Genomic DNA, 22,033 nt, shown 5'->3' on the forward strand with positions numbered 1-22,033 from the left:
CGGGCATGACGGACCGCGCCCGCCCTCCGGACGGAGGAACGACCGACGAACCGGCACCCGCCGCGACCTCCGAACGCGGCTCCACACCACCGACCGCGCCGCGAGTGGCGCCGTCCACCGTGCCGCGCAGCCGCGAGGAGCGCCGCGCGGACAGCCGCGAACTGATCCTCGACGCCGCCGTCGAATGCCTCGTCGAGCGTGGCTACGCGGGCGCGTCCACACTGGCGATCCAGGCCGGGGCGGGCGTGTCCCGGGGCAGACTGCTGCACCATTTCCCCTCCCGCGACGGACTGCTCGTCGCTGCGGCCCAGCACCTGGCCGTACGCCGACTCCGGGAGACCGAACAACGCGTGTCCGAGGCACTGGCGGGTCACCCCGACAGCCCCGAGCGCGTCGACCGGTGCATCGAACTGCTGTGGGCCACGTTCCACGAACCGCATTTCTGGGCCGCGGTGGAACTGTGGACCGCCGCGCGCACCAACACGGCCCTCGCGAGCGCACTGCGTCCCGCCGAGCGACAGCTGCGCGAGTCGATCCGTGCGGTCACCGACCGGATCTGGAGTCCGTCGGTCCGCAACCACCCGCGCTACGAGGAGCTGTGCGAACTGTTGTTCACCAGCATGCGCGGCGCCGCATTGCCGTACACCTTCGACGCACGGGACCCGGCGACGGATCGCCATGTGGCCGTGTGGCAGTCCGCTGCGCGAGCGCTGTTGTCCGGCGACCAGGGATCATCCGGTGGTCTTGACCGTGATCGGCACGAGGCGTAACTATTGCACAGGCCACATTTCTCACCGGTGACCCTGTCCGTGCCGTCCACGACGACCCCCTCCAGGATGGCGACGATCCCTCCAGATGGCGAGGTCAACGATGTCCGCACCGTCTGCCGTCACCCCCGATCCGCGCTCGGCCCCTGAACATCCCCGCATGCTGGGACGGGGCATGACGATGGGCGATCAGCTCGCCCGGCACGCCCGCACGATCGGCGACGAACCCGCGTTCGTCTTCGAGGGCACCGTGCGCACCTACCGCGAGCTCGACGTACGGGTGAGCCGGCTCGCGAACGCCCTGCGCGACCGTGGCGTGCGCCAGGGCGACCGGGTCGCCGTGCTGGGCCTGAACACGCTCGAGGTGATCGAGGCCTACTTCGCCGCCACGCGCGTGGGCGGAATCTGCGTGCCGGTGAACTTCCGCCTCGCGGCGGGCGAGATCGCCTACGTGCTGGGCGACAGCGGCGCCGCGGCGGCCGTCGTGCACGCACCCCTGGCCGCGACCTACGCGCAGGCTGCGGCCGAGCTCGCCGATCCCCCGGTGTGTCTCGTCCACGGCGACGACGCCCGAGACGGTGACGCCGGAAACGGTGGAGACGGTGGAGCCGCCGGGCCGTGCCCGGCGGCGTGGCGTACGAACCGGCGCTGGCCGCCGCGTCGCCGGAGTTCGACGAACTGCGCGTCGACGAGCACGACCCGGCGTTCATCATGTACACCTCCGGCACCACGGGAAAGCCCAAAGGTGCCGTGCTCACGCATTTCAACCTCGTCATGCATGCGTTCAGCAGCATGGCCACGAACGGGATCACGGGCGAGGACCGCGTCGGGATGGCCGCCGCTCCCCTGTTCCACATCGCGGGCCTGTCCGGGCTGTTGCCGAATCTGCTCCTGGGCGGGAGCACGGTGCTGGCGCCGTCGGGGCGGTTCGACCCGGTGGCCGTGCTGGACACGGTCGAGCGCGAGCGCGTGTCGGCGGTGTTCCTGGTTCCCGCGCAGTGGCAGGCGATCGTGTCGGTGCCGGACATCGACCGGCGCGACCTCTCGTGCCTGACGAGGATCTCCTGGGGTGCAGCCCCGGCGTCGACGACGTTGCTGCACACCGTCATGGAGAAGTTCCCGCAGGCGGAGCTGTCCACGGCGTTCGGGCAGACCGAGTGCAGTCCGATCACGACGCTGCTGCGCGGGGAGGACTCGCTGCGCAAGATCGGCTCGGTGGGCACGCCCATCCTCAACGTCGAGGCGCGCATCGTGGACGACGACATGAACGACGTCCCGCGGGGCGAGGTCGGCGAGATCGTCTACCGCGGCCCGATGGTGATGAAGGAGTACTGGAACAAGCCCGCCGAGACCGCGGAGGTGTTCCGCGGCGGCTGGTTCCACTCCGGCGATCTGGTCCGCGAGGACGAGGACGGCTACTTCTACGTCGTCGACCGGAAGAAGGACATGATCATCTCCGGCGGGGAGAACATCTACTGCGCCGAGGTGGAGGACGTGCTCGCGGGTCATCCGAAGATCGCCGAGGTCGCGCTGATCGGCATGGCCGACGAGAAGTGGGGTGAGACACCGCTGGCCGTGCTCGCGCCGCGCGAGGAGGGCGAGCCGCCGACCGCGGCGGAACTCGAGGAGTGGTGCACGCAGCGGCTGGCCCGCTACAAGCGGCCGCGGAGGCTGGCCGTCGTGCCCGCGCTGCCGCGCAACCCGAGCGGCAAGGTGCTCAAGACGGCGCTGCGTACCGACCGCGACTCGGGAGCGCTGTCGATCGAAGCGGTGTGAACGCGCGTCACGTTCTGGAAGACTGGCGGACGTGACGCACCTGGTGAACCCCGACGGCATCCGCTGGCTCGAACTCGACGGCGCGGTCAACATCCGCGACGTCGGCGGCATCCCGACCACCGACGGTTCGACGACCGCCCGGAACCGGCTGTTGCGGGCCGACAACCTGCAGGACCTCTCGTCGGCCGACCTCGGCCTGCTGGTGGACACGATCGGCCTCGACACGGTCGTCGACCTGCGCACGGCTCACGAGATCGACGCCGAGGGACCGGGGCCGCTGCGCGTGTACTCACGCGTGCACCACGTCCACCATTCGCTGCTGCCGGACGGCGGCGACGACGTACTGCTGGCCCGCAACCGGGCCGAGAGCGGTGCCGATCCCGGCTCCGGCAACCCTGCCGAGCCCGACCGCGTCGTCGCGCACTACCTCGGCTACGTCTCCCACCGGCCGGACAGCATCGTGGGTGCGCTGCGGGCGATCACCGACACGCCGGGTGCCGCGCTCGTGCACTGTGCGGCGGGCAAGGACCGGACAGGGGTGGTCACGGCGTTCGCGCTCGAGATCGCCGGCGTCGACCGGGACGCGATCGCGGCGGACTACGCGGCGACCGCGCACCGGATCGAGGCGATCATCAGCAGGCTGCGCGGCTCAGAGACCTACCGCGAGGACATCGACCGCAAGACGGTCGACGAACACCGGCCGCGCGCCGAGTCGATGGAGCGGTTCCTCACCGAGATCGACGCCCGGCACGGCGGGGTGCACCGGTACCTGCACGGCCACGGTTTCACCCCGGCCGAGGCCGACCGCCTGCACGCCAAGCTGCGCGACTGACGGAGGCCACGCCCGGTCACCGGCCTGCCCGCTGCCGCCGCGCCTGCCCGCCGCTCAGCCGGGTGCGCGGGCGAGCAGCCGCGTCGTCGTGCCGGTCGCCTGCTCGGCCAGCACCGTGAACCCGGCCGGCAGGCGGGCCGACAGACCACCGTGCGGGATGCGGTACGGATGCGGAGCCGGTTCGTCCGGTCGTTCGTCCTGTCGCTCGTCCTGTCGCAGCGCCTCCCAGGCGAGGACGCCGCCGGGCGCGACGGCACGGGCACCGGCGGCGAACGCCGCTTCGTCCCAGAACCGGGTGGCGAGCACGAGCGCGAAGCCACCCGCGTGCGTCCCGTCGGCGAGGTAGGCCGCCGCGTCCGCCCGCACACAGGTGATGCGCGCATCCCGGCCGCGTCGCGCGGCCTCTTCCTGCAGCTGGGCGAGCGCCACGTCGGAGACGTCGACGACGGTCACCGCGCGGCCGGCGTCGGCGAGTGCCAGGGCGCTGCCGGATCGGCCGCCCGCGAGCTCGAGCACGGGCCCGCCGGGCGGGCCCGCGGCCACCGCGTCGGCGACGAGCGGATGCGGTGCGAACGAGGGCACCCGGCCGGTGTAGCGCTCGTTCCACCGGCGGCGGTCGTCCGCGGCGGAATCGGCGGCACTCACGACCGGCGCTCCCTCATCGGAGCCGTACCCGCGACCGCACCGTCCGAGACCGCACCACCCGTACCCGGCGGGCCGCTCACAGCAGACCCGAGAAGTAGTCCCAGAACCGCTGCACGACCAGGAACACGACGAGCGCAAGCCACAGCGCCAGTCCCCACACGTGGTGGCGCACCGGGCGCGCCGCGATGCCGGGCAGGTGGCCGGCGGCGACGTTGTGGGCCGTGGTGTACCAGAAGACCGGGATGGTCACCGCCCACACGACGAGGCAGTAGGGGCACAGCGCCCCGATCTCGTACAGGCTCTGGGTGATCAGCCAGTGCACGAAGCCGGCACCGAACAGGGTGCCCGCCTGCATGCCGAGCCAGAACCACCGCGGCAGCCGCGCCCCGGCGAGCACCGCCACGCCCACCGTCACCACGACCGGGAACGCGGCCAGGCCGAGGAGCGGATTGGGAAAGCCGAACGCCGCCGCCTGGTCGCTCTGCATCACCGACGTGCACGAGACGGTCGCGTCGAGGGTGCAGCTCGGCCGGTAGTCCGGGTTCTCCAGCAGCGCGAACTTCTCGAGGGTCAGCACGAACGCGGCCGCCAGCCCGAGCAGCCCGCCGATCGTCAGTACCCACCCGACGACACTCCGCAACCTGCCGGTGATGTGGCCGGCGTCGCCGCCGGAGCCGTCCGCGACGTCGCCGCCACGGTGGACGTCACCGCCACGGTGGCCGGCTGCGCCCGCCTCGCCGTCTGTGTCCACCTCGTCTGCGCCCACCTCGTCGTCCGCGTCCACCTCGTCGGCCTGCGCGGCGCCGTTGTCGTTACCGGTGCGGGACATGGCCCCGGTTTCCCCTTTCTCCGCCACTGTTGCCAGCACGGTACGCACCGCCGGGTGCGCCGCGTGTGAACGGGACGTGATCAACCACTCGTTGAGTCACGCCGACTCCGCGGGATACGTTCACCGCGGCACTTACGGACGAGGAACGTCTAGGAAAGCCGGTGAGTCAGCGTTGACGGACCCGACCAGCCGAACCGGGCCACCCGAGGGCATCACGGTCCTCGGCACCGCCCAATGGGCCGCGTGGCAAGAGCGCAGGCTGCCGCCGGTCGAGCGGGTGGCCGACGGGATCTGGTCGGTGCCGGTTCCCATCCCCCACAACCCGCTGCGCTACACGCTCAGTTACCTGCTGGAGGGTGACGGCGGACTGCTCGTCGTCGACCCGGGTTGGAATTCGCAGGAGGGCTGGGACGCCCTGCAGGCCGGGATCGCCGAGGCGGGCGCCACGACCGGCGATGTGACGGGCATCGTCACCACGCACGTCCACCCCGACCACCACGGCCTGTCCGAACGTCTCCGCCGGAAGTCCGGCGCCTGGATCGCGATGCACCCGGCCGAACGGGAGACCCTTCCCCAGCGCATGCGGCGTGCACTCGGCACGCACGACACGCTCACCGCGTGGCTGCACGATCAGGGTGCACCCGAACCGGACGCACGCGAGCTGGGCGGGCCGTTCGACGCGCGGGACCCCGAGACCGCCGCCATGGCCGACCCGGATGTGCTGCTCGACGACGGCGACCTCGTCCCCGTGGCCGGGCGGACACTGCGCGCGGTGTGGACGCCGGGACACACGCCCGGGCACCTGTGCCTGCAGGAGGCCGACGAGCGGCTGCTGCTGACCGGCGACCACGTGCTGCCGCGCATCACTCCGAACATCGGGCTCTACCCGGGCGGTATCGGCGCGCCGCTGGCCGACTTCCTCACCTCGCTCACGCGCATCAAGGACTTCGGCGACCACGACGCACTGCCCGCCCACGAGTACCGCTTCCGCGGACTCGGCGAGCGCGCGCGACTGCTCGCCGAGCACCACGAGCAGCGGTGCCAGGAGATCGTCGACGTGATCGCCGGTCTCGGCACACCGACTCCGTGGCAGGTCGCCACCCATCTGACGTGGTCCCGGCCCTGGGCCGAGGTGGGCCGCATGCGCATCGGCGCACTCGCGGAGACCGCATCGCACCTCGACCATCTCGTCGGGGAAGGCAGGCTCACGTGGCACACCGGGTCCGGGAGCGGGCCCGACTCGCAGGACCGCATCCGCCTCGCCACGCCCACCACACCCACCACGTCGACCACGCCCACCACCGCAAGGAGCACGACTTGACACCGTCCCAGGCCGTCGAGGCCCTCGACCCCGACACTCCCGTGCTGGTCGGCGTGGGCCAGGCCGCCGAGCGCATCGACGACGCCGATTACCGGCGCCTCTCCGCCGTCGACCTGGCCGCCGAGGCGGCCCGCTCCGCCCTGGCCGACACGGGTGCCGACGCCCGATCGGTGGCCGAGGCCGTGGACGTGGCGGCGGGGATCCGCCAGTTCGAGCATTCGACGCCCGGCGCGTTCCCGCCGCTGGGCAGTTCGGACAACTATCCGCGGTCGGTCGCCGGCCGAGTGGGTGCCGATCCACGCCGCGCGATCCTCGAGGTCGTCGGCGGGCAGGGCCCGCAGCACCTGGTGAACGAACTGGCCGCGACGATCGCCGCAGGCGAGACCGGAGTGGCGCTGCTGTTCGGTTCCGAGGCGATCTCGACCGCGCAGCACCTGGCGTCCGCGCCGGACAAGCCGGACTTCACCGAGCACGTCGGCGGACAGCTCGAGGACCGCGGTCGCGGCCTGCAGGGGCTGATGACGCAGGAACTCCTCGCGGCGGGTCTGGCCGACCCGACCGGCCAGTACGCGCTGTTCGAGAACGCCCGCCGCGGCAGGCTGAAGTCCTCCCGCGAGGAGTACGCGCGCGCGATGGGTGAGCTGTTCGCCCCGTTCACGGCCGTCGCCGCGCGCAACCCGTACGCCGCGACGCCGGTCGAACGCTCGGCCGCCGAGCTGACGACGATCACCGAGTCGAACCGGATGATCGCCGATCCGTATCCGCGCTACGTCGTCTCGCGCGACAAGGTCAACCAGGGCGCGGCCGTGCTGCTGATGTCGGTCGCGGCGGCGCAGCGGCTCGGAGTGCCGCGGGAGAAGTGGGTGTTCCTGCACGGCCAGGCGGATCTGCGCGAACACGATCTCGTCGACCGGGCCGATCTGTCGGCGTATCCGGCGGCCGTCGCGGCGGTGCGCCACGCGGTCGAGGTCGCCGGAATCGGACTCGACGACGTCGCGGCGTTCGACCTCTACAGCTGCTTTCCCGTCGCGGTGTTCGCGCTCTGCGACGGGCTCGGTATCGCACCGGACGACCCGCGCGGACTGACACTCACCGGCGGGTTGCCGTTCTTCGGCGGCGCGGGCAACAACTACTCCATGCACGCGATCGCCGAGGCCGTGACGCTGCTGCGCGGGCGCCCCGGCGAGTACGGCCTCGTGGGCGCCAACGGCGGCATGCTCAGCAAGTACTCCGTCGGCGTCTACTCGACGACGCCGGCGCCGTGGCGGCCCGACGACAGTGCGCGACTGCAAGCCGAGCTCGACGCCGCCGGGAAACCGGGACACACCCGCTACGCCGACGGCTGGGCGACGATCGAGACGTTCACCGCCGTCCACGGCCGGTCCGGCTCCCCGACGGGCGTCGTCGTGGGCAGGCTGGAGGCCGACGGCACCCGGTTCGTCGCGGGCACCGAGCGCGGCGACGACGAGCTGCTCGACCTGCTGACCACCGGTGATCCGGTGGGAACGCGGGTGTATGCACGCTCGTTCGGCTACGGCAACCGGGTCGCGCTCACCGAGGAGCGGATGAACGAGTTCCATCCGCCCCGCAGCCCTGCGCTGCGCGAGTCCTACGAGCACGTGCTCGTCCGCCGCGACGGGCACGTCCTCGAGGTCACGATCAACCGCCCTGAGGCGCGCAACAGCCTGCACCCGGAGGCCAACACCGAGCTCGACGAGATCTTCGACGCCTACTTCGCCGATCCGGACCTGTGGGTCGCGATCCTGACGGGCGCGGGTGACAAGGCGTTCTCGGCGGGCAACGACCTGAGCTACACCGCGTCCGGAAACCTGCCGTGGGCGCCGAAGAACGGGTTCGCGGGCCTCACGCATCGCGAGCATCTGCCGAAACCGGTGATCGCGGCCGTCAACGGCTACGCCATGGGCGGCGGGCTGGAGATCGCCATGGCGTGCCACGTGATCGTCGCCGACGAGACCGCCCGGTTCGCGCTCAGCGAGGTCAAGGTCGGGCTCATCGCCGCGGCGGGCGGCCTGGTGCGGCTGCCGCGGACGATCCCGCCGAAACTGGCCAACGAGATGATCCTGACCGGCAAGCGCCTCGACGCCCACGAGGCGGCCGGGCACGGGCTGGTGAACCGGGTGGCCGAGGCCGGCGGCGCCGTCGACGCGGCCCGCGAGGTGGCCGCGGAGATCCTCGCCGGGTCGCCGACGTCGGTGCGCGCGTCGCTGCAGTTCATGGCCGAGACCGCGGGCATCGCCGACACGGTCGACGCGGTGAACCATCCGTCGTCGGTGATGGACCATCTACTGGTCGCCGAGGACACGATGGAGGGCATCATGGCGTTCACTCAGAAGCGGGAGCCGCAGTGGAAGAACCGCTGACCCCGCGCCCACCACGCTGACCGGGACCCGATGATGCCCGCACCATCGCACCACGACCGGGCGAGCACGGCCACCGGCAGGCCGCGCGATCCGGAGGTCGACCGCCGGATCGCACTGGCCGCCGTCGCCGTGTTCGGCGAGGCCGGCTGGGCGGGATTCAGCGTCGAATCGGTCGCCCGGCAGGCCTGCGTCGGCAAGGCGTCGATCTACCTGCGCTGGGAGACGAAGGAACGGCTGCTGCTGGACGCGCTCGCCGCGCACGTGGCGCCGGTCGTGGACGCCGACACCGGTTCGCTGCGGGGTGATCTGATCGCGCTGGCGCGGCAGCTGGTCGAGTTGTACGCGGGCCCGAGCAGGCAGGCCGCGTTGCGGATGATGCTCGAGGCGCCGATGATCCCCGGGCTCGCCGAGCGCTGCGACGAGCTGCGGCAGGCGCAGGTGAAGGCGGCGCGCGCCATGGTGCGCCGCGGCATCCGGCGTGGGGACCTTCCCGACGACAGTTCCGTCACTCTCCTGCTCGACACGCTGTGCGGCGGGGTGATCGCGCACATCCTGTCGACCCCGCAGCACCTGGAGGAGGCCGTCCAGGCCGGGCTGGACGAGTACACCGAGAACCTGGTCGGCTTCCTGCTCGGCTCGACCCGCCCGTAACGGCGGCGGGCCGAACTCGGCACGCGGCGGCACCCCGTTGCGGGATCAGCGCCGTGTCGGCGGGTCCGGTTCTGCGTCCATCACGGTTCTGCGTCCATCAGGTAGGAGCGCTCCATCAGGTCGGTCATCGCCTGCCGGAAGTCGCGTCGCCGCCGGTCGCTCCACCCTGCGGTCAGGCGGGCGAAGACCTCCTCCTGCCAGTGGTGCGCCTGCTCCAGCATGGCTCGGCCCGAGGGGGTGAGCCGCGCTTCGCGCCGCCGGCCGTCGACCGCGGCCACCGCCATGTCCAGATGGCCGACCACCGTGGCGTTCGTGACCAACCGGGACGCTCCGCTCTGGTCGATCCCGACCTCGTGGGCGATCGCGTTGATCGTGGCGGAGACGCCGCGCCGGCCGAGTGCGTCGACCGCGTCGCAGACCAGCACGAGTCGCCCCTGCTCACCGCCGGTCTCCCCCGCCACCGACCGGCGGGACCAGTGCCGTACGAAGTGGAACAGGACCTGTCCCGGGCCGGGATCGTGGGCGGTCATTCGGACGCCGCCAGTTCGCGGCAGATGTGTCCCAGGTGGAGCGCGGAATCGAGGTCCGGAAGCCGCAACGCAGCGGTCACCTTCCCGCCGGAGGCACGGAACACCGTCGCCACCCGCGTCGCCGCCTCGCTCTCGGGCCACGTGGCGTCCTCCTCGACAACCATCAGTCGGTCACCGATCGGATGCCACGTTCGGGGGATCAGCGTGATCCCGGAACGTTCCACCCACTCCGCGAACTGCGCGGGCGTGATCGAGCCTGCGCCCTGCGGTCCCAGCACGACGATCGGGTCGCCGACCGCCTGCGCCGCGCGCCGTGAATCCCCGTCGTTGACGCTCGCGTGCCACTCGTCGACCGCCGCTTCGAGACTCGCCTTCATGCCACAACTGTATGCGATTCGCATGGATTCTACTCCGTGAAACTCTACTTCGTGAGAGCTCGGGGAACCCGTCCTCATGTTGCGAGCGACGAAACAGCTCTCCGCGCCCGAACAACGAGGCTCGTTTCCGACAGCCCCGGCGCGCGTTGCTCGAGGTCGTTGACCCGGCGTGTGCAGCAGGCATTTCTCGAGCCGGCGAGAGACTGAGCCGTGCCTGATCGACCTGAGATCGTCTGCCTTCTGCGGCTCGATCGCGTACGCGCGAGCCATCGGCACACCGGCCTCGTTCACGGGCGCGCCTGATCAGTTGGACGCCCCCTGCCCGGAACCGACACACAGTCGCCACCAAAACTCACTCGCGAACCCTCGAAAGGGGTTCGGCACCACGTCCTAGAACGGCGGGCTGTCGTCGTCCTGGTGCTTCGGGTCGGTGACTCTCGGGGCGGTGGCTTCTCGCTCCGGTTCGACACGGGCGACGTGGCGTGCGGGGGCGCGGCCTTCCGGCGCCTCGCGTCCCGGCGCCTGTCGTCCCGGTGTCTGTCGCGTCTGGACGGTGCCTGTCGGTGCTTCTCGTGCCGGGGCAGTGCGTTGCGAGTCCTGACGCCCCGGCGCCTGGCGTTTCGGGGCGGTGCGTCCCGGGTCCTCACGTGTCGGGGCTGTGCGTTTCGGGGTGTCGCGTGTGGGAGTGAGGACGGGGTCGCGGTGTGCGGTGTAGGTCGCCCCGTGCGGAGTTGTCACACGGGTGACGCCGCGGGTCGGGTCGTAGCGGGCATTCCAGCCGGGCCGGTCTTTGAGCCGGTGGTGTCGTCGGCACCGCGGTCCGCCATTGGCGACTGACGTCGCACCACCACCGCTACCGTCACCGTCACTGGTGGTCCAGGGGTGTTCGTGGTCGTGGTCGCAGTGCCGGGCCGGTCGATGGCACCAGGGCATGACGCATTCCCGGTCGCGCACGCGGACCAACTCCCGGATCACCGCACTCGGCCGCCGCCGGGTGCGCCCCAGATCCACCGGCTCACCCGTGCCCGGATCACACAACACCGCACGCCAAATACTCCGCTCGTTGGTCATGATCTCCCGCGCGATCGGCGCGGGAATCGGCCCGTATCCGTCCAGTTCGCACCCGTTGTTGGACAGTGACAGGGCCGCGTCGACCGGCACGTGCAGATACACCATGGCCGCCGCCTCCGGCGGCGAGACACCGGGGTCACGCCCCAGTAGCAGGTCGGCGGCCACGTCGGCGCGTAGCTGATCCAGGGTGCGGACGTCACCACCGTGCCGCAGTGATCGGGCCATCGCATCGACCCGTGAGTAGCAGGCGCCCGCCCTCTCTGCTGGCAGGCTCACCTCGAGTGACGACATCGCGTGCTCGCCGGGCGTGAGTTCAAGCTTGCGTTCCGCCCGCGCCTGCCGGGCCCGTTCGGTCTGTCCGTCCGGGTCGGTCTTCTCCACGAGTCTGCGTACGCGTTGTGCGAGGTTGCCCGGCTGCCACGCCGTTTCCGGCGCGTCCGTCAGCTTTTCCGCGAGGAGACCGTCGACCTGCCGGGCGGTGTCGTCATCGAGCGGATCAACCACCGCCAGCACCCGCCGCGCGCCGTAGGACTCCACCGCACCGGACCGCATCGCCGCGAGCAGCTGCGGCATCCGCCGCACCACCGACCTGCCGTCCTCCACACGCCGCTCCACCTCGCGCGTCGACACCCGCAACACCGGCGTCAACTCCTCCACCACACCCCGATCGTCCCCCACATCCGCCGCGATCGCCGCCAACAGCTCGAGTTCTTCGGCATCGAGCCGCGCCCGCCGAGCCCGAACAACACCGAGCTGCTCGATCTCCTCCATCACGTCATCCACAACATCTATAATATCGAACGCACGGTCGAACACGACATTACACAATCGAGTGACCCGACTCCGGCTGTGTGCGCCAACACTCGCCGCCACTCAACCATTCGGAAAGCCACGCGGAGTCGCCCGGCACATGTCCGGCCGGTTCACCTCCCGACGGCGCGACCTTCACAGCCTTCCGTTGACCGAATTCGAGAGCGCCTCACCGCGGTCATGACGACCGCCCAGCCGCCGAACAACAGAGCCCGATCCACAGCCACCAAGCGGAACTCAATTCCACCGTCGAAAAATCTGACAAACAATCACAGCTACGACATCCGTGGGACGTCTCCGCGCCCCGTCACAGAACCACAAGATCGGACATGCCGTGACGAGCCGATTCCGGCGACACCGGCACTCAGCAGCAACCGGCCCGCCCACCGTCATACTCAGGCGACGACAGCGCACAGCCCCCACGAGCCGGCGCACAGCATTCAGGAAACGGCGCAGAGCCTCAGAAACTGGCACAGAGCCTCAACAGCCGGCACGGCAGCATTCACCAGCCGACGCGGCGGCGTTCCGGAGTCGGAGCAGCATTCACCAGCCGACGCGACAGCGTTCCGGAATCGGGGCGGCGTTCCGGGGTCGGGGCGGCAGCATTCAGCAGTCGGCGCGCAGCATCAGCCGGCGCGCAGCTGTGCCGCGATGGTGGCGGCCAGCTGCCTGCCCGCGGCGTCGTCGACCGCGGCGTGGCCGATCAGGATGCGGTACCAGAGCACGCCGTAGACCTGGTCGACGGCGAGGTCCGCGTCGGCGTCCGGCAGCCATCGCTCGATGATCAGATACAGCTGTTCCCGCCGGTCGGCGGTGAACTCGGCGAGCACCGCGGCGGCGTGCTCGTCCCGCAGCGCCTCGGACACGATCCCCCGCAGCGTGGCGGTGTACTCGGGCGTGCCCGCGGCGGCGAAGGTCGCAGCGACGAACTCCTCGAGGTCGCCCTCCAGTGAGCCGGTCGAGGCCGTCGGCGCGAGGCTTCGCGCCCGTTCGGTCATCGCCTCGAGTACGACCGCCCCTTTCGACGGCCACCAGCGATAGATGGTCTGCTTGCCGACCTGCGCCCGGCCCGCGATCGCCCCGAGCGTCACGGGCTCACCCGCGGCCAGCAGGTCGGTGGCCGCGGCGAGGATCGCGGCCCTGGCTTCGTCGTTCCGACGGCGTCCGGTGTGCGCACGCATGGTTTGACGGTACCAATGGTCTCGCCTAATTTCGAGGGCAGCACTTCGCGGGCAGCACTTCGATACCGCCGGTACCGGCAACTGCCCGGCACGCCGGCCGGCCGTTCGAAAGGACGAATCATGTCCGCACCCGGCTCCCGCTCGGCACGCAGGCTCCGGTTCGCCAACCGGCTGCACCGGGCGGTCAACCCGATCATGCGCCGGATCGTCGGACACCTACCCGGCCAGGCGCTCCTCGAAACCACCGGGCGCCGCACCGGCCGCGTCCGGCACACTCCCATCGGCGGCGCGATCCGCGACGGGCACTTCTGGTTCGTCTCCGACCACGGCGCCGCGTCGGCGTACGTCCGGAACCTGACCGCCGAACCGCGCGTGCGGGTGCGCCAGCGGGGAGTCTGGCACTCCGGCACCGCACACGTCCTGCCCGACGACGACGCGCGCGCCCGCCTGCGCACCCTTCCCCGGCTGAACAGCACCATGGTCCGAGCGCTCGGCACGAACCCCACGACGATCCGCATCGACCTCGACGACTGACGGCGAGATTCCCTCGGCAACCCGATGGTGCCGGGCTGTGGGCTGGTGACCGCAGGGGTGCCCCTTCGGCCGACTGTCCTCCGGCCCGCGCCGGGCCACACCTCAGGCCTGCTCGCCCCGATCCACACGCCGGCGCTGCGGCACGACGACGTACTTCGGGTCCTTCGTGGACTCGACGCCGGCTTCGAAGATGCCGAACCGCTGCAGCGCGCTCCCGGCGAGCAGCGCCAGCCCCGAAACCACCGCCGCCGCACGACTCCGGCCTGCGACCAGACTCCCCAGCGCGCCACCCGCGGTCAGGTACTCCGACCACCGCCGCAACCGGTGGGCCGTGCCCGTCCGGTAGGCCTCGCTGACGACGCCGAGCCGCTCGTCCAGCTGCCGGGACGTGACCAGCTCGGTCACGGCGCCGACCGCGGCGAGTCTCCGCGCGGGTTCGGCCTCGTCGACGGGCACGCACACCATGCCGAACCCGCCGCCCGCCGCCGCGGCCGAGCCGGTGAACACGAACGGCAGCCGGTCACGGGCCTCGTTCCACGCCGGCACCGCCGTGTGTGACAGCAGCACGGCCGTGTACGACGCCACGCCCGGCGCCACGGCCGCCGACGCCAGACCGGCCGGGCGGGCCAGCGCGCCGAGCAACGTGCCCGCCCGGCTCCGCCGCAGCCGGGAAGGCAGGAGCTCGGCCACTGCGGCGACACCGACACCCGGGCCGTAGGCCACGAGGATCCACGTGCCGACACTCATCGGCGAACTCGGTTTCGCCACGCGCAGCATGTGGTGGAAGCGCTCGGGCCTGCCGAGATCGGCGATCAGGAAGTACATGCTCGTTCCGAGACCGCCGAATGCGCCGAGCCGGGCCGCCTTCCGCAGCCGCGGCCGCCGGGTCAGGTCGGCGCCCGCCGCGAGTTCGGCGCACGCCGCCGACAGCCCGCCCGCGAACAGGTACGCCGGGACGAACCATTCCCACACCGGCTCCTTCAGCACGCGCCTGCCGTAGTACGAGCGGAACTCCTCCTCGGAGGCGGTCCGCTGGTGCGCAGCGTCGGCGCTCATCCGGCCCAGCGACCGGCTCATCGACGACTCCGTCCGAAAAAGACGGACACCGCCGCAGCGGCGAACGCCGCCGCGGCCACGCCCGCCCGCGACCACATCGACCCCGCGTCGCGCGTCGGCACCACGGGATCCGGCGGCAACCCGTACACCTCGGGTTCGTCCAGCAGCAGGAAGAACGCACCGTCACCGCCGACGCCGTCGTTCGGATCCTCGCCGTACAGCCGTGCCTCGGTGATACCGCGCTCGTGCAACGTCTCCACGCGCTGCCGCGCCCGCTCCCGCAGTTCGTCCAGCGGCCCGAACTGGATGGAGTCGGTCGGGCAGGCCTTGGCGCAGGCCGGTTCCAGGCCGTCGCCCAGGCGGTCGTAGCACATGGTGCACTTCCACGCCCTGCCGTCGCCCTCCCGGCGGTCGATCACGCCGTACGGACAGCCCGACACGCAGTACCCGCAGCCGTTGCAGATGTCCTCCTGCACCACGACCGTCCCGAACTCGGTGCGAAACAGCGCGCCGGTCGGGCAGACGTCGAGACACCCGGCGTGCGTGCAGTGCTTGCACACGTCCGAGCTCATCAGCCACCGGAAGTCGGTGCGCGTCTCCTCCCCCGTCCCCGCGCCGGGCAGGTCGAACGACGGCAGCCCCAGATCGACCGCATCGGCTTCCCGCGCCGGGGCGGCCTCCCTTGCGGGGCTCGACTCGCGCGCCGGCGCGGGTTGTTCGATGAACGCCACGTGCCGCCACGAGTTCGCGCTCAGCTCGCCGGTGTTGTCGAAGGACATGCCGAGCAGATCGAACCCGTCGTCCGGCAGGAGGTTCCACTCCTTGCACGCCACCTCACACGCCTTGCAGCCGATGCACACCGACGTGTCGGTGAAGAACCCGACCCGCTGCGGATGCTCGGTGTAGCCGGCATCGCCCGAGACGTCGTCCAACGGCCCGAAGAAGCTCTCCCGCGAGACGGTCATGCGTCCTCCTCCCGATCGGCCCTGTCCGGCGCGGCCCTGTCCGGCGCAGTCGTGTCCGGCGCAGTCGTGTCCGGGGCAGTCGTGTCCGGCCCGTCCGGTGTGGCCGTGTCCGACACCGTCGCATCCGAGGCCGCCGTGTGCGCGGTCATCACGTGCGTGCCGGTCTCCACCGTCACCCCCGCACGCCTGCGGTACCCGGCGAGATACTCCAGCAGCTCACGTCCCCGCGGACGCCTGCCGGGCCGGATGTCGCACGTGGCGACCTTGCTCTCCTGGATCAGCGTGTTCGGATCGAGCACCACGCCGAGCAGGTCGTTGACGATGTCGCCGTCGACCTTGCCGCTCGGCCCCCAGTGGTACGGCATCCACACCTGGTGCACCACCCGGCCGTCGAGCCGCAGCGGCCGCATGCGCTCGGTGACCATGACCCGCGCGTCGACGGCGGCGCGGCTGGTGACGACGTGGGCCCAGTCGAGGTCGGCGAGCCCGCGCTCGGCCGCCAGCTGCGGCGAGACCTCCACGAACAGCGCGGGCTGCAGCTCCGAGAGGTACGCCAGCTGCCTGCTCATACCGCCGGCCGTGTGGTGTTCGGTCAGCCGGGCCGCGGTGAACACGAACGGGAACACCTCCCCACCGGACTCGGGCGGCGCCGGGTTCGACGGGTTGTCCTCGCGGCTGTACACCTTGCGGGCCGGGCTGGCCTGCTGGCCGTAGAGCAGGTTCGGCATCGGCGACTCGTGCGGTTCGTAGTGCGTCGGCAGCGGACCGTCGACGACACCGCTCGGTGCGAACAACCACGCCTTGCCGTCGGCCTGCATGATGAACGGATCGTCACCGGCGAGTGCGCCGGGACCCGCCTCGCCGTACTCCGGTTCGAACCCGGGCGGGGTCGTCGCCGGGAAGTCCGGCACGTCGTGGCCGGTCCACTCGCGGCGCTCGGCGTCCCACCAGACGAGCTTCTTGCGCTCGCTCCACGGCCTGCCCTGTGGGTCGGCCGAGGCGCGGTTGTACAGCACCCGGCGGTTCGCGGGCCACGCCCAGCCCCATTCGAGCGCCGTCTCGTCCTGCTCGGTCCGCGCGGTGCGGTTGCGGGCGCGGTTGACCCCGCCCGCGTAGACGCCGCTGTAGATCCAGCAGCCCGACGCCGTCGTGCCGTCGGAGCGCAGCTGCAGGTAGCTGTCGAGCAGTTCGCCCGTGGTCAGGTCCACGCCGTTGATGCGGCGCAGCACGTCGTCGGCCGACGGTTCCGGGAACTCACCGTCGCCCTCGGTCCGGTAGTCCCACGCCAGGTCCAACAGCGGCCGGTCACGGTCGTCGGCCGATCCGGCGAGCGTGCGCTGCAGCAGCCGGCCCAGGTGGTAGATGAACCACAGCTCCGAACGCTGATCCCCGCGCGGTGCGACGGCGCGGTCGCGCCACTGCAGCATCCGCTGGGTCTGGGTGAACGTGCCCTCCTTCTCCACGTGCGAGGCGGCGGGGAAGAAGAACACCTCGGTGCGGCACTGTTCCGGAATGATCTCGCCGGTCTCGATCTCGGGCGCGTTGCGCCAGAACTCGGCGCTCTCGATCATCGTCAGGTCACGCACGACGAGCCAGTCGAGGTTGGCCATGCCGAGCCGCTGCAGCCGCCCGTGCGCCGAGCCGACCGCCGGGTTCTGCCCGAGCAGGAAGTAGCCGAACACCTTCCCGTCGATCATGTCCATCACGGTGCGGTAGGTGCCGTGATCACCGTCGATGCGCGGCAGGTGGTCGAAGGCGTAGTCGTTCTCCTCCGTGGCCGCCTCGCCCCAGTATTCCTTGAGCAGCGAGACGAGGTAGTCGTCGGCGTGGTGCCAGTACCCCTTCTGGTGGGTGCCGCGGATCGACTCGACGTAGTCGGCTTTGCCCGCGTGCCGGGCGTCCGGCATGGGCAGGTACCCGGGCAGCAGGTTGTACAGCGTGGGGATGTCGGTGGAGCCCTGGATGCTCGCGTGCCCGCGCAGCGCCAGCACTCCCCCGCCGGGCCTGCCGATGTTGCCGAGCAGCAGCTGGATGATCGCTCCCGCGCGGATGTACTGGGCACCCATCGAATGCTGGGTCCAGCCGACGCTGTAGACCAGCGCCGCGGTGTGCTCCCGCCCGGAGGCACTCGTCCACGCCCGGCACACCTCGAGGAAGTCCTCGCGGGAGACGCCGCAGATCCGCTCCACCATCTCCGGCGTGTACCGCGAGAAGTGGCGCTTGAGGACCTGGAAGACGCAGCGCGGGTGCCGGAGTGTCTCGTCGGTCGCGATGCCCGTACCGCTTTCGAGCTTCGGCCCGCCCGAACCGTGCTGCTCGCCCGCGGACTGCTCCCGGTGCCGGTGACCCTCGACCGCGTTCGCCGGGAAGCCGTTCTCGTACTGCCACGTGGACGTGTCGTACGTGCCCGTCTCCGGGTCGTAGCCCGAGAACAGCCCGTCGAGGTCCTCCGTGTCGGCGAACTCCTCACTGACCAGGAACGACGCGTTCGTGTAGGCCTGTACGTACTCCCGGAAGTCCAAATCGTTCGACAGGATGTGGTTGATCACCCCGCCGAGCAGCGCGATGTCCGAGCCGGCCCGCAGCGGGACGTGCTTGTCCGCGAGCGCGCTGGTCCGCGTGAACCGCGGGTCGATGTGCAGCACCCTGGCCCCGCGCGCCTTGGCCTCCATGACCCACTGGAAACCCACCGGATGGGCCTCGGCCATGTTCGAACCCATGATGACGACGCAGTCGGCATTGGCCAGGTCCTGCTGATAGTCCGTCGCGCCACCGCGACCGAAGGAGGCTCCCAGACCGGGAACCGTGGCGGAGTGTCAAATCCGCGCCTGGTTCTCGATCTGCACCGCGCCGAGGGCCGTGAAGAGCTTCTTGATCAGATAGTTCTCTTCGTTGTCGAGCGTCGCCCCGCCGAGGCTGGCGATGCCCTGCGTCCGCCGGAGCGGATTGCCGTCGGCGTCGGTCTCCTGCCAGCCCTTGCGGCGGGCGTCCAGCACGCGGTCGGTGAGCATGTCCATCGCCGTCGGCAGGTCCAGTTCCTGCCACTCGGTGCCGTACGCGGGCCGGTACAGCACCCGCTCCTCGCGGTGCTCACCGGTGACGAGCTGTTTACTGGCCGAACCCTTCGGACACAACCGCCCGCGCGAGACCGGACTGTCCGGGTTGCCTTCGATCTGCAGCACGTGCTCGCCCGTGTCGTCGCTGCCGACGTAGACGTGCTGGGCGCAGCCGACCGCGCAGTACGGGCAGACCGAGCCCGCCACCCGGTCGGCATCGGCGGTGCGGGGTTGCCGCTCGCGGGACTGCGCCGATGCGGCGGCGTCCCCTCTGCCGAGCCGGTCGGCGCCCGTGAGCTGGCGATACACCGGCCACGACCGGATCCACTCCCGCACACCCATGGACGTCCTCCACTCGCCTCGTCGCGTACACGTCACCGTACCGCTCGCGGGCGGGTCCGTCAGCGCGCGACGATCACGCCAGCCCGCGGATCACCCGGGCGGGCTGCTTGTCCCCGCGGATCGCCGACACCACGTCGAGCGCCTGGCACGTCTCGGCCACGTTGTGCGCGCGGAACACCGCTGCACCCTGCCAGGCGCACACGGCGGTCGCGGCCAGCGTGCCCGGCAGCCGCTCACCCACCGCGCGGTCGAGCGTCTCGCCGATGAAGTCCTTGTTGGACAGTGCCACCAGCACCGGCCACCCGGTGTCGACCAGCCGCCCCAGCTCCCGGGTGAGCGCGAGCGAATGCCACGTGTTCTTGCCGAAGTCGTGCGTGGGGTCGACCAGCAGCCCCTCGGCAGGAACGCCGATGCGGACCAGGTCCTCGGCGCGGCGCGTCACCTCGGCGATCACGTCGGCCACGACGTCGGGATAGTGCACCCGATGCGGCCGGGTGCGCGGCACCGCGCCACCGGTGTGGGAACAGACGTAGCCGGCGCCGAACTCGGCGGCGACCTCCGACAGTCCCGGGTCGGCGCCGGCCCAGGTGTCGTTGAGCAGGTCCGCACCTTCCTCGCAGGCGAGCCTGCCGACCTCACGGCGCCAGGTGTCGACGCTGATCACCGCATGCGGGAACCGCTGCCGCAGCCGCGCCACGAACGGGACCACGCGCCGCCGTTCCTCGTCGACGTCGACGTCCGCACCGGGGCCCGCCTTCACCCCGCCCACGTCGATGATGTCCGCGCCGTCGTCGAGCGCCTGCTCGGCCGCGGCGAGGGCCTCGTCGGCGGCGTAGGTGGCGCCGCGGTCGTAGAACGAGTCGGGCGTGCGGTTCACGATGGCCATGACCAATGGCCGGTCCCGACGCATCGCCCGGCCGCGGAAGCGGATCACGGATCCTGCGGAATTCTCACCGGTCTGCACACCCCCAACGTATCGGTTCCCGCCGCCGGTCCCGGCCCGCGCGGGCGGGGCCGGGCCGTCGGACCTCACCGGCACCGGGCCGGACGGCCAGATCCCACCGGCACCCGGGGCCGGACGCACGCGCCGTGCCCGTCGGCACGGGTGACGGCCGGGTCCGCTTTCCGCGGGAGCGCGGAGAATCAGGCGTGGTGCAACATGTGATACGCCTCGGCGGGAAACGCCGTCCCGGTGTCCCCGACAGCCAGGGCCCGGTAGGTCGCGATGGCGGCTTCCTCCAGGTTCATGGCGCGGCGGAACGCCATACCGACATCGGGCCCCACCGCCGAACACCCGTGGTGGCCCAGGATCACGCAGTCGTGGACCTTGGCCTCGGCCGCAGCCCGGTCGGCCAGTTCGTCGGACCCGTTGGGATAGTAGTCGGTGCGCCCGACCGACCTGACGTACACGGCGTGGTCCAATGTGAACAGCCGGACGGGGTGACCGAGGGCATCCACGAGTACGGCGTGCTGCGGATGGATGTGCACCACCGCGTTCACGTCCTCCCGCACCCGGTAGGTGCGCTGGTGCAGCTTCCACTCGCTCGACGGCGACGGGTGCCCGCCGACGACCTCGCCGTCGAGGTCCATTCTGGTGAAATCGCCGGGTTCGAGCCGATCGAGCCAGGTTCCGGACGCGGTCATCACGAACTCGCCGGAGCCGGGAAGCCGGGCGGAGAGGTTGCCGCCGCTCGCGAGCACGAGCCCGCGTTCGACGGCCATCCGGCCGACGTCGATGAGTTGCTCGACCAGTTCGTCGACCGTTCTCGCCTGCTTCATGACCCACTCCTTCTGTTCCGGGGTTGCCTGTTCTCCGCCGGCCGGTTGCCTGCTGCCGGGTCCACGAGCTCGGCCGCAGTCTCGGCGTCGGTCACGACCATGTTCATCAGGCCGGCGCGCAACGCAGTTTCCAGTGCGCGCACCTTGTGCGGACCGAACGAGATCGCCACTCGGTGCGGAATCGCCGACAGCTGTTCGAGCGAGAGCCCGACCACCCGCTCGTCCACGTCGCCGGAGACGGCCCGTCCCGCGTCGTCGAAGAACCGGGCCGAGATGTCGCCGAGGGCGCCGGCGGCCGTCAGCTGGCGCTGTTCGGCCGGGGCGAGCTCGTCGATGAGGAGCCCCGCGCGCGGCTCCATGCCGCCGACGCCCGCAATCAGCAGGTCGGCGTCGGCGGCGCGGCGCATCGTCTCCTGCACGCCGGGATCGGAGCGGAACGCAGCGGCCGTCTCGGGCGACGAGGCCAGGATCGGCGCCGGCAGGTGGTAGGTCCGCGCACCGAAGGCCGAGCCGAGTCGCAGCGCCACCTCGTGCGGGTTCCTGCCGCGTGAGATGCCGCCCCAGCTGCCCGCCAGCGGGACGAATCCCAGTTCCGGTGCCGGGTCGGCGTGCACGTGCGCCGCGGTGGCCGCCACGCTGGACGACAGCCCCACCGCGACGGTTCCCGACGTCGGCACGAGCACGCGCAGGCATTCCGCCCCGGCCATGCCGACCGACTCGGTGGTGCGCCCCTCGTCGGCGAAGCTCGGGGCGATCCACACCTGTTGCAGCCCGAACCGGCCGACGAGCGCGGCCTCCAGGTCGCCGAACGGGCTGGCCGAACTGTGGATCGTGATCTCGACGATCCCCGAGCGGCGCGCATCGGCGAGCAGCCGTGTCACCTTCACCCTGGACAGTCCGAGCAGGTCGCCGATCTCCTGGTGAGTCATGCCGTGCTGGTAGTGCAGGCGGGCGACGCGGCCCTGTAGTTCTCGCGACTCCATGCCGTGAACATCCGTTCTTATGTATGACCCTACGTTCACGCCATCCTGCCGTGCCGGCCCGAGCGCCGTCGACCGCCACCCCCGCGTGTCGCACGCACCGGCACCCGGCTCCCGCTTCGGCGACACGCCGGTCACCGCGGTCGCACC

General features: G+C 71.3%; 18 protein-coding genes and 2 pseudogenes. 8 read left to right on the forward strand and 12 right to left on the reverse strand.

Going from position 1 to position 22,033, the window contains the following annotated elements; genetic code table 11:
- Positions 1-5: 5 nt before the first annotated feature.
- From LY41_RS01310 to LY41_RS01320, 4 genes and pseudogenes are all read left to right on the forward strand, one after another.
- Positions 6-770 (forward strand): TetR/AcrR family transcriptional regulator, encoded by a 765-nt coding sequence (locus LY41_RS01310; RefSeq protein ID WP_253861965.1) that lies wholly within the window; start codon positions 6-8, stop codon positions 768-770.
- A gap of 178 nt (positions 771-948) precedes the next feature.
- Positions 949-1,275: pseudogene (locus LY41_RS23470) on the forward strand (AMP-binding protein); the annotation flags it as partial.
- A 110-nt stretch (positions 1,276-1,385) separates the two neighbouring features.
- The gene (locus LY41_RS01315; protein ID WP_308292183.1) at positions 1,386-2,543 is read left to right on the forward strand and encodes an AMP-binding protein; all 1,158 of its coding nucleotides are present in this window, start codon (positions 1,386-1,388) and stop codon (positions 2,541-2,543) included.
- Positions 2,544-2,601: 58 nt separating this feature from the next.
- Positions 2,602-3,375: a tyrosine-protein phosphatase gene (locus tag LY41_RS01320; protein WP_253862837.1), complete on the forward strand. Its 774-nt coding sequence runs from the start codon at positions 2,602-2,604 to the stop codon at positions 3,373-3,375.
- 54 nt (positions 3,376-3,429) lie between these two features.
- Here the strand turns inward: LY41_RS01320 and LY41_RS01325 are convergent, their stop codons facing one another.
- Together LY41_RS01325 and LY41_RS01330 are read right to left on the reverse strand one after the other, a co-directional pair.
- On the reverse strand, positions 3,430-4,020 hold the full coding sequence (locus LY41_RS01325; RefSeq protein WP_253861966.1) for an SAM-dependent methyltransferase: 591 nt from the start codon (positions 4,018-4,020) through the stop codon (positions 3,430-3,432).
- Positions 4,021-4,096: 76 nt separating this feature from the next.
- Positions 4,097-4,849 (reverse strand): vitamin K epoxide reductase family protein, encoded by a 753-nt coding sequence (locus LY41_RS01330; RefSeq protein ID WP_308292184.1) that lies wholly within the window; start codon positions 4,847-4,849, stop codon positions 4,097-4,099.
- Positions 4,850-5,021: 172 nt separating this feature from the next.
- Here LY41_RS01330 and LY41_RS01335 point away from each other — a divergent pair, with 172 nt between their 5' ends.
- The 3 genes from LY41_RS01335 to LY41_RS01345 are packed head-to-tail and all read left to right on the forward strand — an operon-like array spanning position 5,022 to position 9,202.
- Positions 5,022-6,170: an MBL fold metallo-hydrolase gene (locus LY41_RS01335; RefSeq protein WP_253861967.1), complete on the forward strand. Its 1,149-nt coding sequence runs from the start codon at positions 5,022-5,024 to the stop codon at positions 6,168-6,170.
- Positions 6,167-8,551: an acetyl-CoA acetyltransferase gene (locus tag LY41_RS01340; protein ID WP_253861968.1), complete on the forward strand. Its 2,385-nt coding sequence runs from the start codon at positions 6,167-6,169 to the stop codon at positions 8,549-8,551. Before LY41_RS01335 ends, LY41_RS01340 begins: the two co-directional genes overlap by 4 nt.
- A 33-nt stretch (positions 8,552-8,584) precedes the next feature.
- Positions 8,585-9,202: a TetR/AcrR family transcriptional regulator gene (locus tag LY41_RS01345; RefSeq protein ID WP_253861969.1), complete on the forward strand. Its 618-nt coding sequence runs from the start codon at positions 8,585-8,587 to the stop codon at positions 9,200-9,202.
- 80 nt (positions 9,203-9,282) lie between these two features.
- Here LY41_RS01345 and LY41_RS01350 read toward each other — a convergent pair whose 3' ends face one another.
- The 4 genes from LY41_RS01350 to LY41_RS01365 form a co-directional block, all read right to left on the reverse strand.
- Positions 9,283-9,732, reverse strand: coding sequence for a MarR family winged helix-turn-helix transcriptional regulator (locus LY41_RS01350; RefSeq protein WP_253861970.1), 450 nt, complete (start codon positions 9,730-9,732; stop codon positions 9,283-9,285).
- Positions 9,729-10,109, reverse strand: a complete 381-nt coding sequence (locus tag LY41_RS01355; protein WP_253861971.1) for a hypothetical protein — start codon at positions 10,107-10,109, stop codon at positions 9,729-9,731. Before LY41_RS01355 ends, LY41_RS01350 begins: the two co-directional genes overlap by 4 nt.
- Before the next feature lie 390 nt (positions 10,110-10,499).
- Positions 10,500-11,963: an HNH endonuclease signature motif containing protein gene (locus LY41_RS01360; RefSeq protein WP_253861972.1), complete on the reverse strand. Its 1,464-nt coding sequence runs from the start codon at positions 11,961-11,963 to the stop codon at positions 10,500-10,502.
- Positions 11,964-12,616: 653 nt separating this feature from the next.
- Positions 12,617-13,171 carry a TetR-like C-terminal domain-containing protein gene (locus LY41_RS01365; protein WP_253861973.1) on the reverse strand — a complete coding sequence of 185 codons (555 nt, stop codon included), beginning with the start codon at positions 13,169-13,171 and terminating at the stop codon, positions 12,617-12,619.
- A gap of 120 nt (positions 13,172-13,291) precedes the next feature.
- Here LY41_RS01365 and LY41_RS01370 point away from each other — a divergent pair, with 120 nt between their 5' ends.
- On the forward strand, positions 13,292-13,705 hold the full coding sequence (locus LY41_RS01370; RefSeq protein WP_253861974.1) for a nitroreductase/quinone reductase family protein: 414 nt from the start codon (positions 13,292-13,294) through the stop codon (positions 13,703-13,705).
- 102 nt (positions 13,706-13,807) lie between these two features.
- Here the strand turns inward: LY41_RS01370 and nrfD are convergent, their stop codons facing one another.
- From nrfD to LY41_RS01400, 6 genes and pseudogenes are all read right to left on the reverse strand, one after another.
- Positions 13,808-14,761, reverse strand: coding sequence for an NrfD/PsrC family molybdoenzyme membrane anchor subunit (gene nrfD, locus LY41_RS01375; RefSeq protein ID WP_253862839.1), 954 nt, complete (start codon positions 14,759-14,761; stop codon positions 13,808-13,810).
- A gap of 17 nt (positions 14,762-14,778) precedes the next feature.
- Positions 14,779-15,726 (reverse strand): 4Fe-4S dicluster domain-containing protein, encoded by a 948-nt coding sequence (locus tag LY41_RS01380; protein WP_253861975.1) that lies wholly within the window; start codon positions 15,724-15,726, stop codon positions 14,779-14,781.
- 86 nt (positions 15,727-15,812) lie between these two features.
- Positions 15,813-19,124, reverse strand: a pseudogene (fdh, locus tag LY41_RS01385) (formate dehydrogenase); the annotation flags it as partial.
- 73 nt (positions 19,125-19,197) lie between these two features.
- Complete coding sequence (gene folP, locus LY41_RS01390; protein ID WP_253862840.1) at positions 19,198-20,034, reverse strand: dihydropteroate synthase; 837 nt, start codon at positions 20,032-20,034, stop codon at positions 19,198-19,200.
- Positions 20,035-20,267: 233 nt separating this feature from the next.
- On the reverse strand, positions 20,268-20,903 hold the full coding sequence (locus LY41_RS01395; protein WP_253861976.1) for a class II aldolase/adducin family protein: 636 nt from the start codon (positions 20,901-20,903) through the stop codon (positions 20,268-20,270).
- Positions 20,900-21,886, reverse strand: coding sequence for a sugar-binding transcriptional regulator (locus tag LY41_RS01400; RefSeq protein ID WP_253861977.1), 987 nt, complete (start codon positions 21,884-21,886; stop codon positions 20,900-20,902). Before LY41_RS01400 ends, LY41_RS01395 begins: the two co-directional genes overlap by 4 nt.
- Between the last annotated feature and the right edge of the window lie 147 nt (positions 21,887-22,033).

The sequence above is a fragment of the Prauserella halophila genome, from assembly GCF_024171895.1.
GTDB classification, from domain to species: Bacteria; Actinomycetota; Actinomycetes; order Mycobacteriales; family Pseudonocardiaceae; genus Prauserella; species Prauserella halophila.

Excerpts from the sequence above, each read along its gene's own strand:
- LY41_RS01310 (WP_253861965.1), top strand. The coding sequence starts at position 6 with ATGACGGACCGCGCCCGCCCTCCGGACGGAGGAACGACCGACGAACCG.
- LY41_RS01330 (WP_308292184.1), bottom strand. The coding sequence starts at position 4,849 with ATGTCCCGCACCGGTAACGACAACGGCGCCGCGCAGGCCGACGAGGTG.
- LY41_RS01345 (WP_253861969.1), top strand. The coding sequence starts at position 8,585 with ATGCCCGCACCATCGCACCACGACCGGGCGAGCACGGCCACCGGCAGG.
- LY41_RS01350 (WP_253861970.1), bottom strand. The coding sequence starts at position 9,732 with ATGACCGCCCACGATCCCGGCCCGGGACAGGTCCTGTTCCACTTCGTA.
- LY41_RS01355 (WP_253861971.1), bottom strand. The coding sequence starts at position 10,109 with ATGAAGGCGAGTCTCGAAGCGGCGGTCGACGAGTGGCACGCGAGCGTC.
- LY41_RS01365 (WP_253861973.1), bottom strand. The coding sequence starts at position 13,171 with ATGCGTGCGCACACCGGACGCCGTCGGAACGACGAAGCCAGGGCCGCG.
- LY41_RS01370 (WP_253861974.1), top strand. The coding sequence starts at position 13,292 with ATGTCCGCACCCGGCTCCCGCTCGGCACGCAGGCTCCGGTTCGCCAAC.
- nrfD (WP_253862839.1), bottom strand. The coding sequence starts at position 14,761 with ATGAGCGCCGACGCTGCGCACCAGCGGACCGCCTCCGAGGAGGAGTTC.
- LY41_RS01380 (WP_253861975.1), bottom strand. The coding sequence starts at position 15,726 with ATGACCGTCTCGCGGGAGAGCTTCTTCGGGCCGTTGGACGACGTCTCG.
- folP (WP_253862840.1), bottom strand. The coding sequence starts at position 20,034 with ATGCGTCGGGACCGGCCATTGGTCATGGCCATCGTGAACCGCACGCCC.
- LY41_RS01395 (WP_253861976.1), bottom strand. The coding sequence starts at position 20,903 with ATGAAGCAGGCGAGAACGGTCGACGAACTGGTCGAGCAACTCATCGAC.
- LY41_RS01400 (WP_253861977.1), bottom strand. The coding sequence starts at position 21,886 with ATGGAGTCGCGAGAACTACAGGGCCGCGTCGCCCGCCTGCACTACCAG.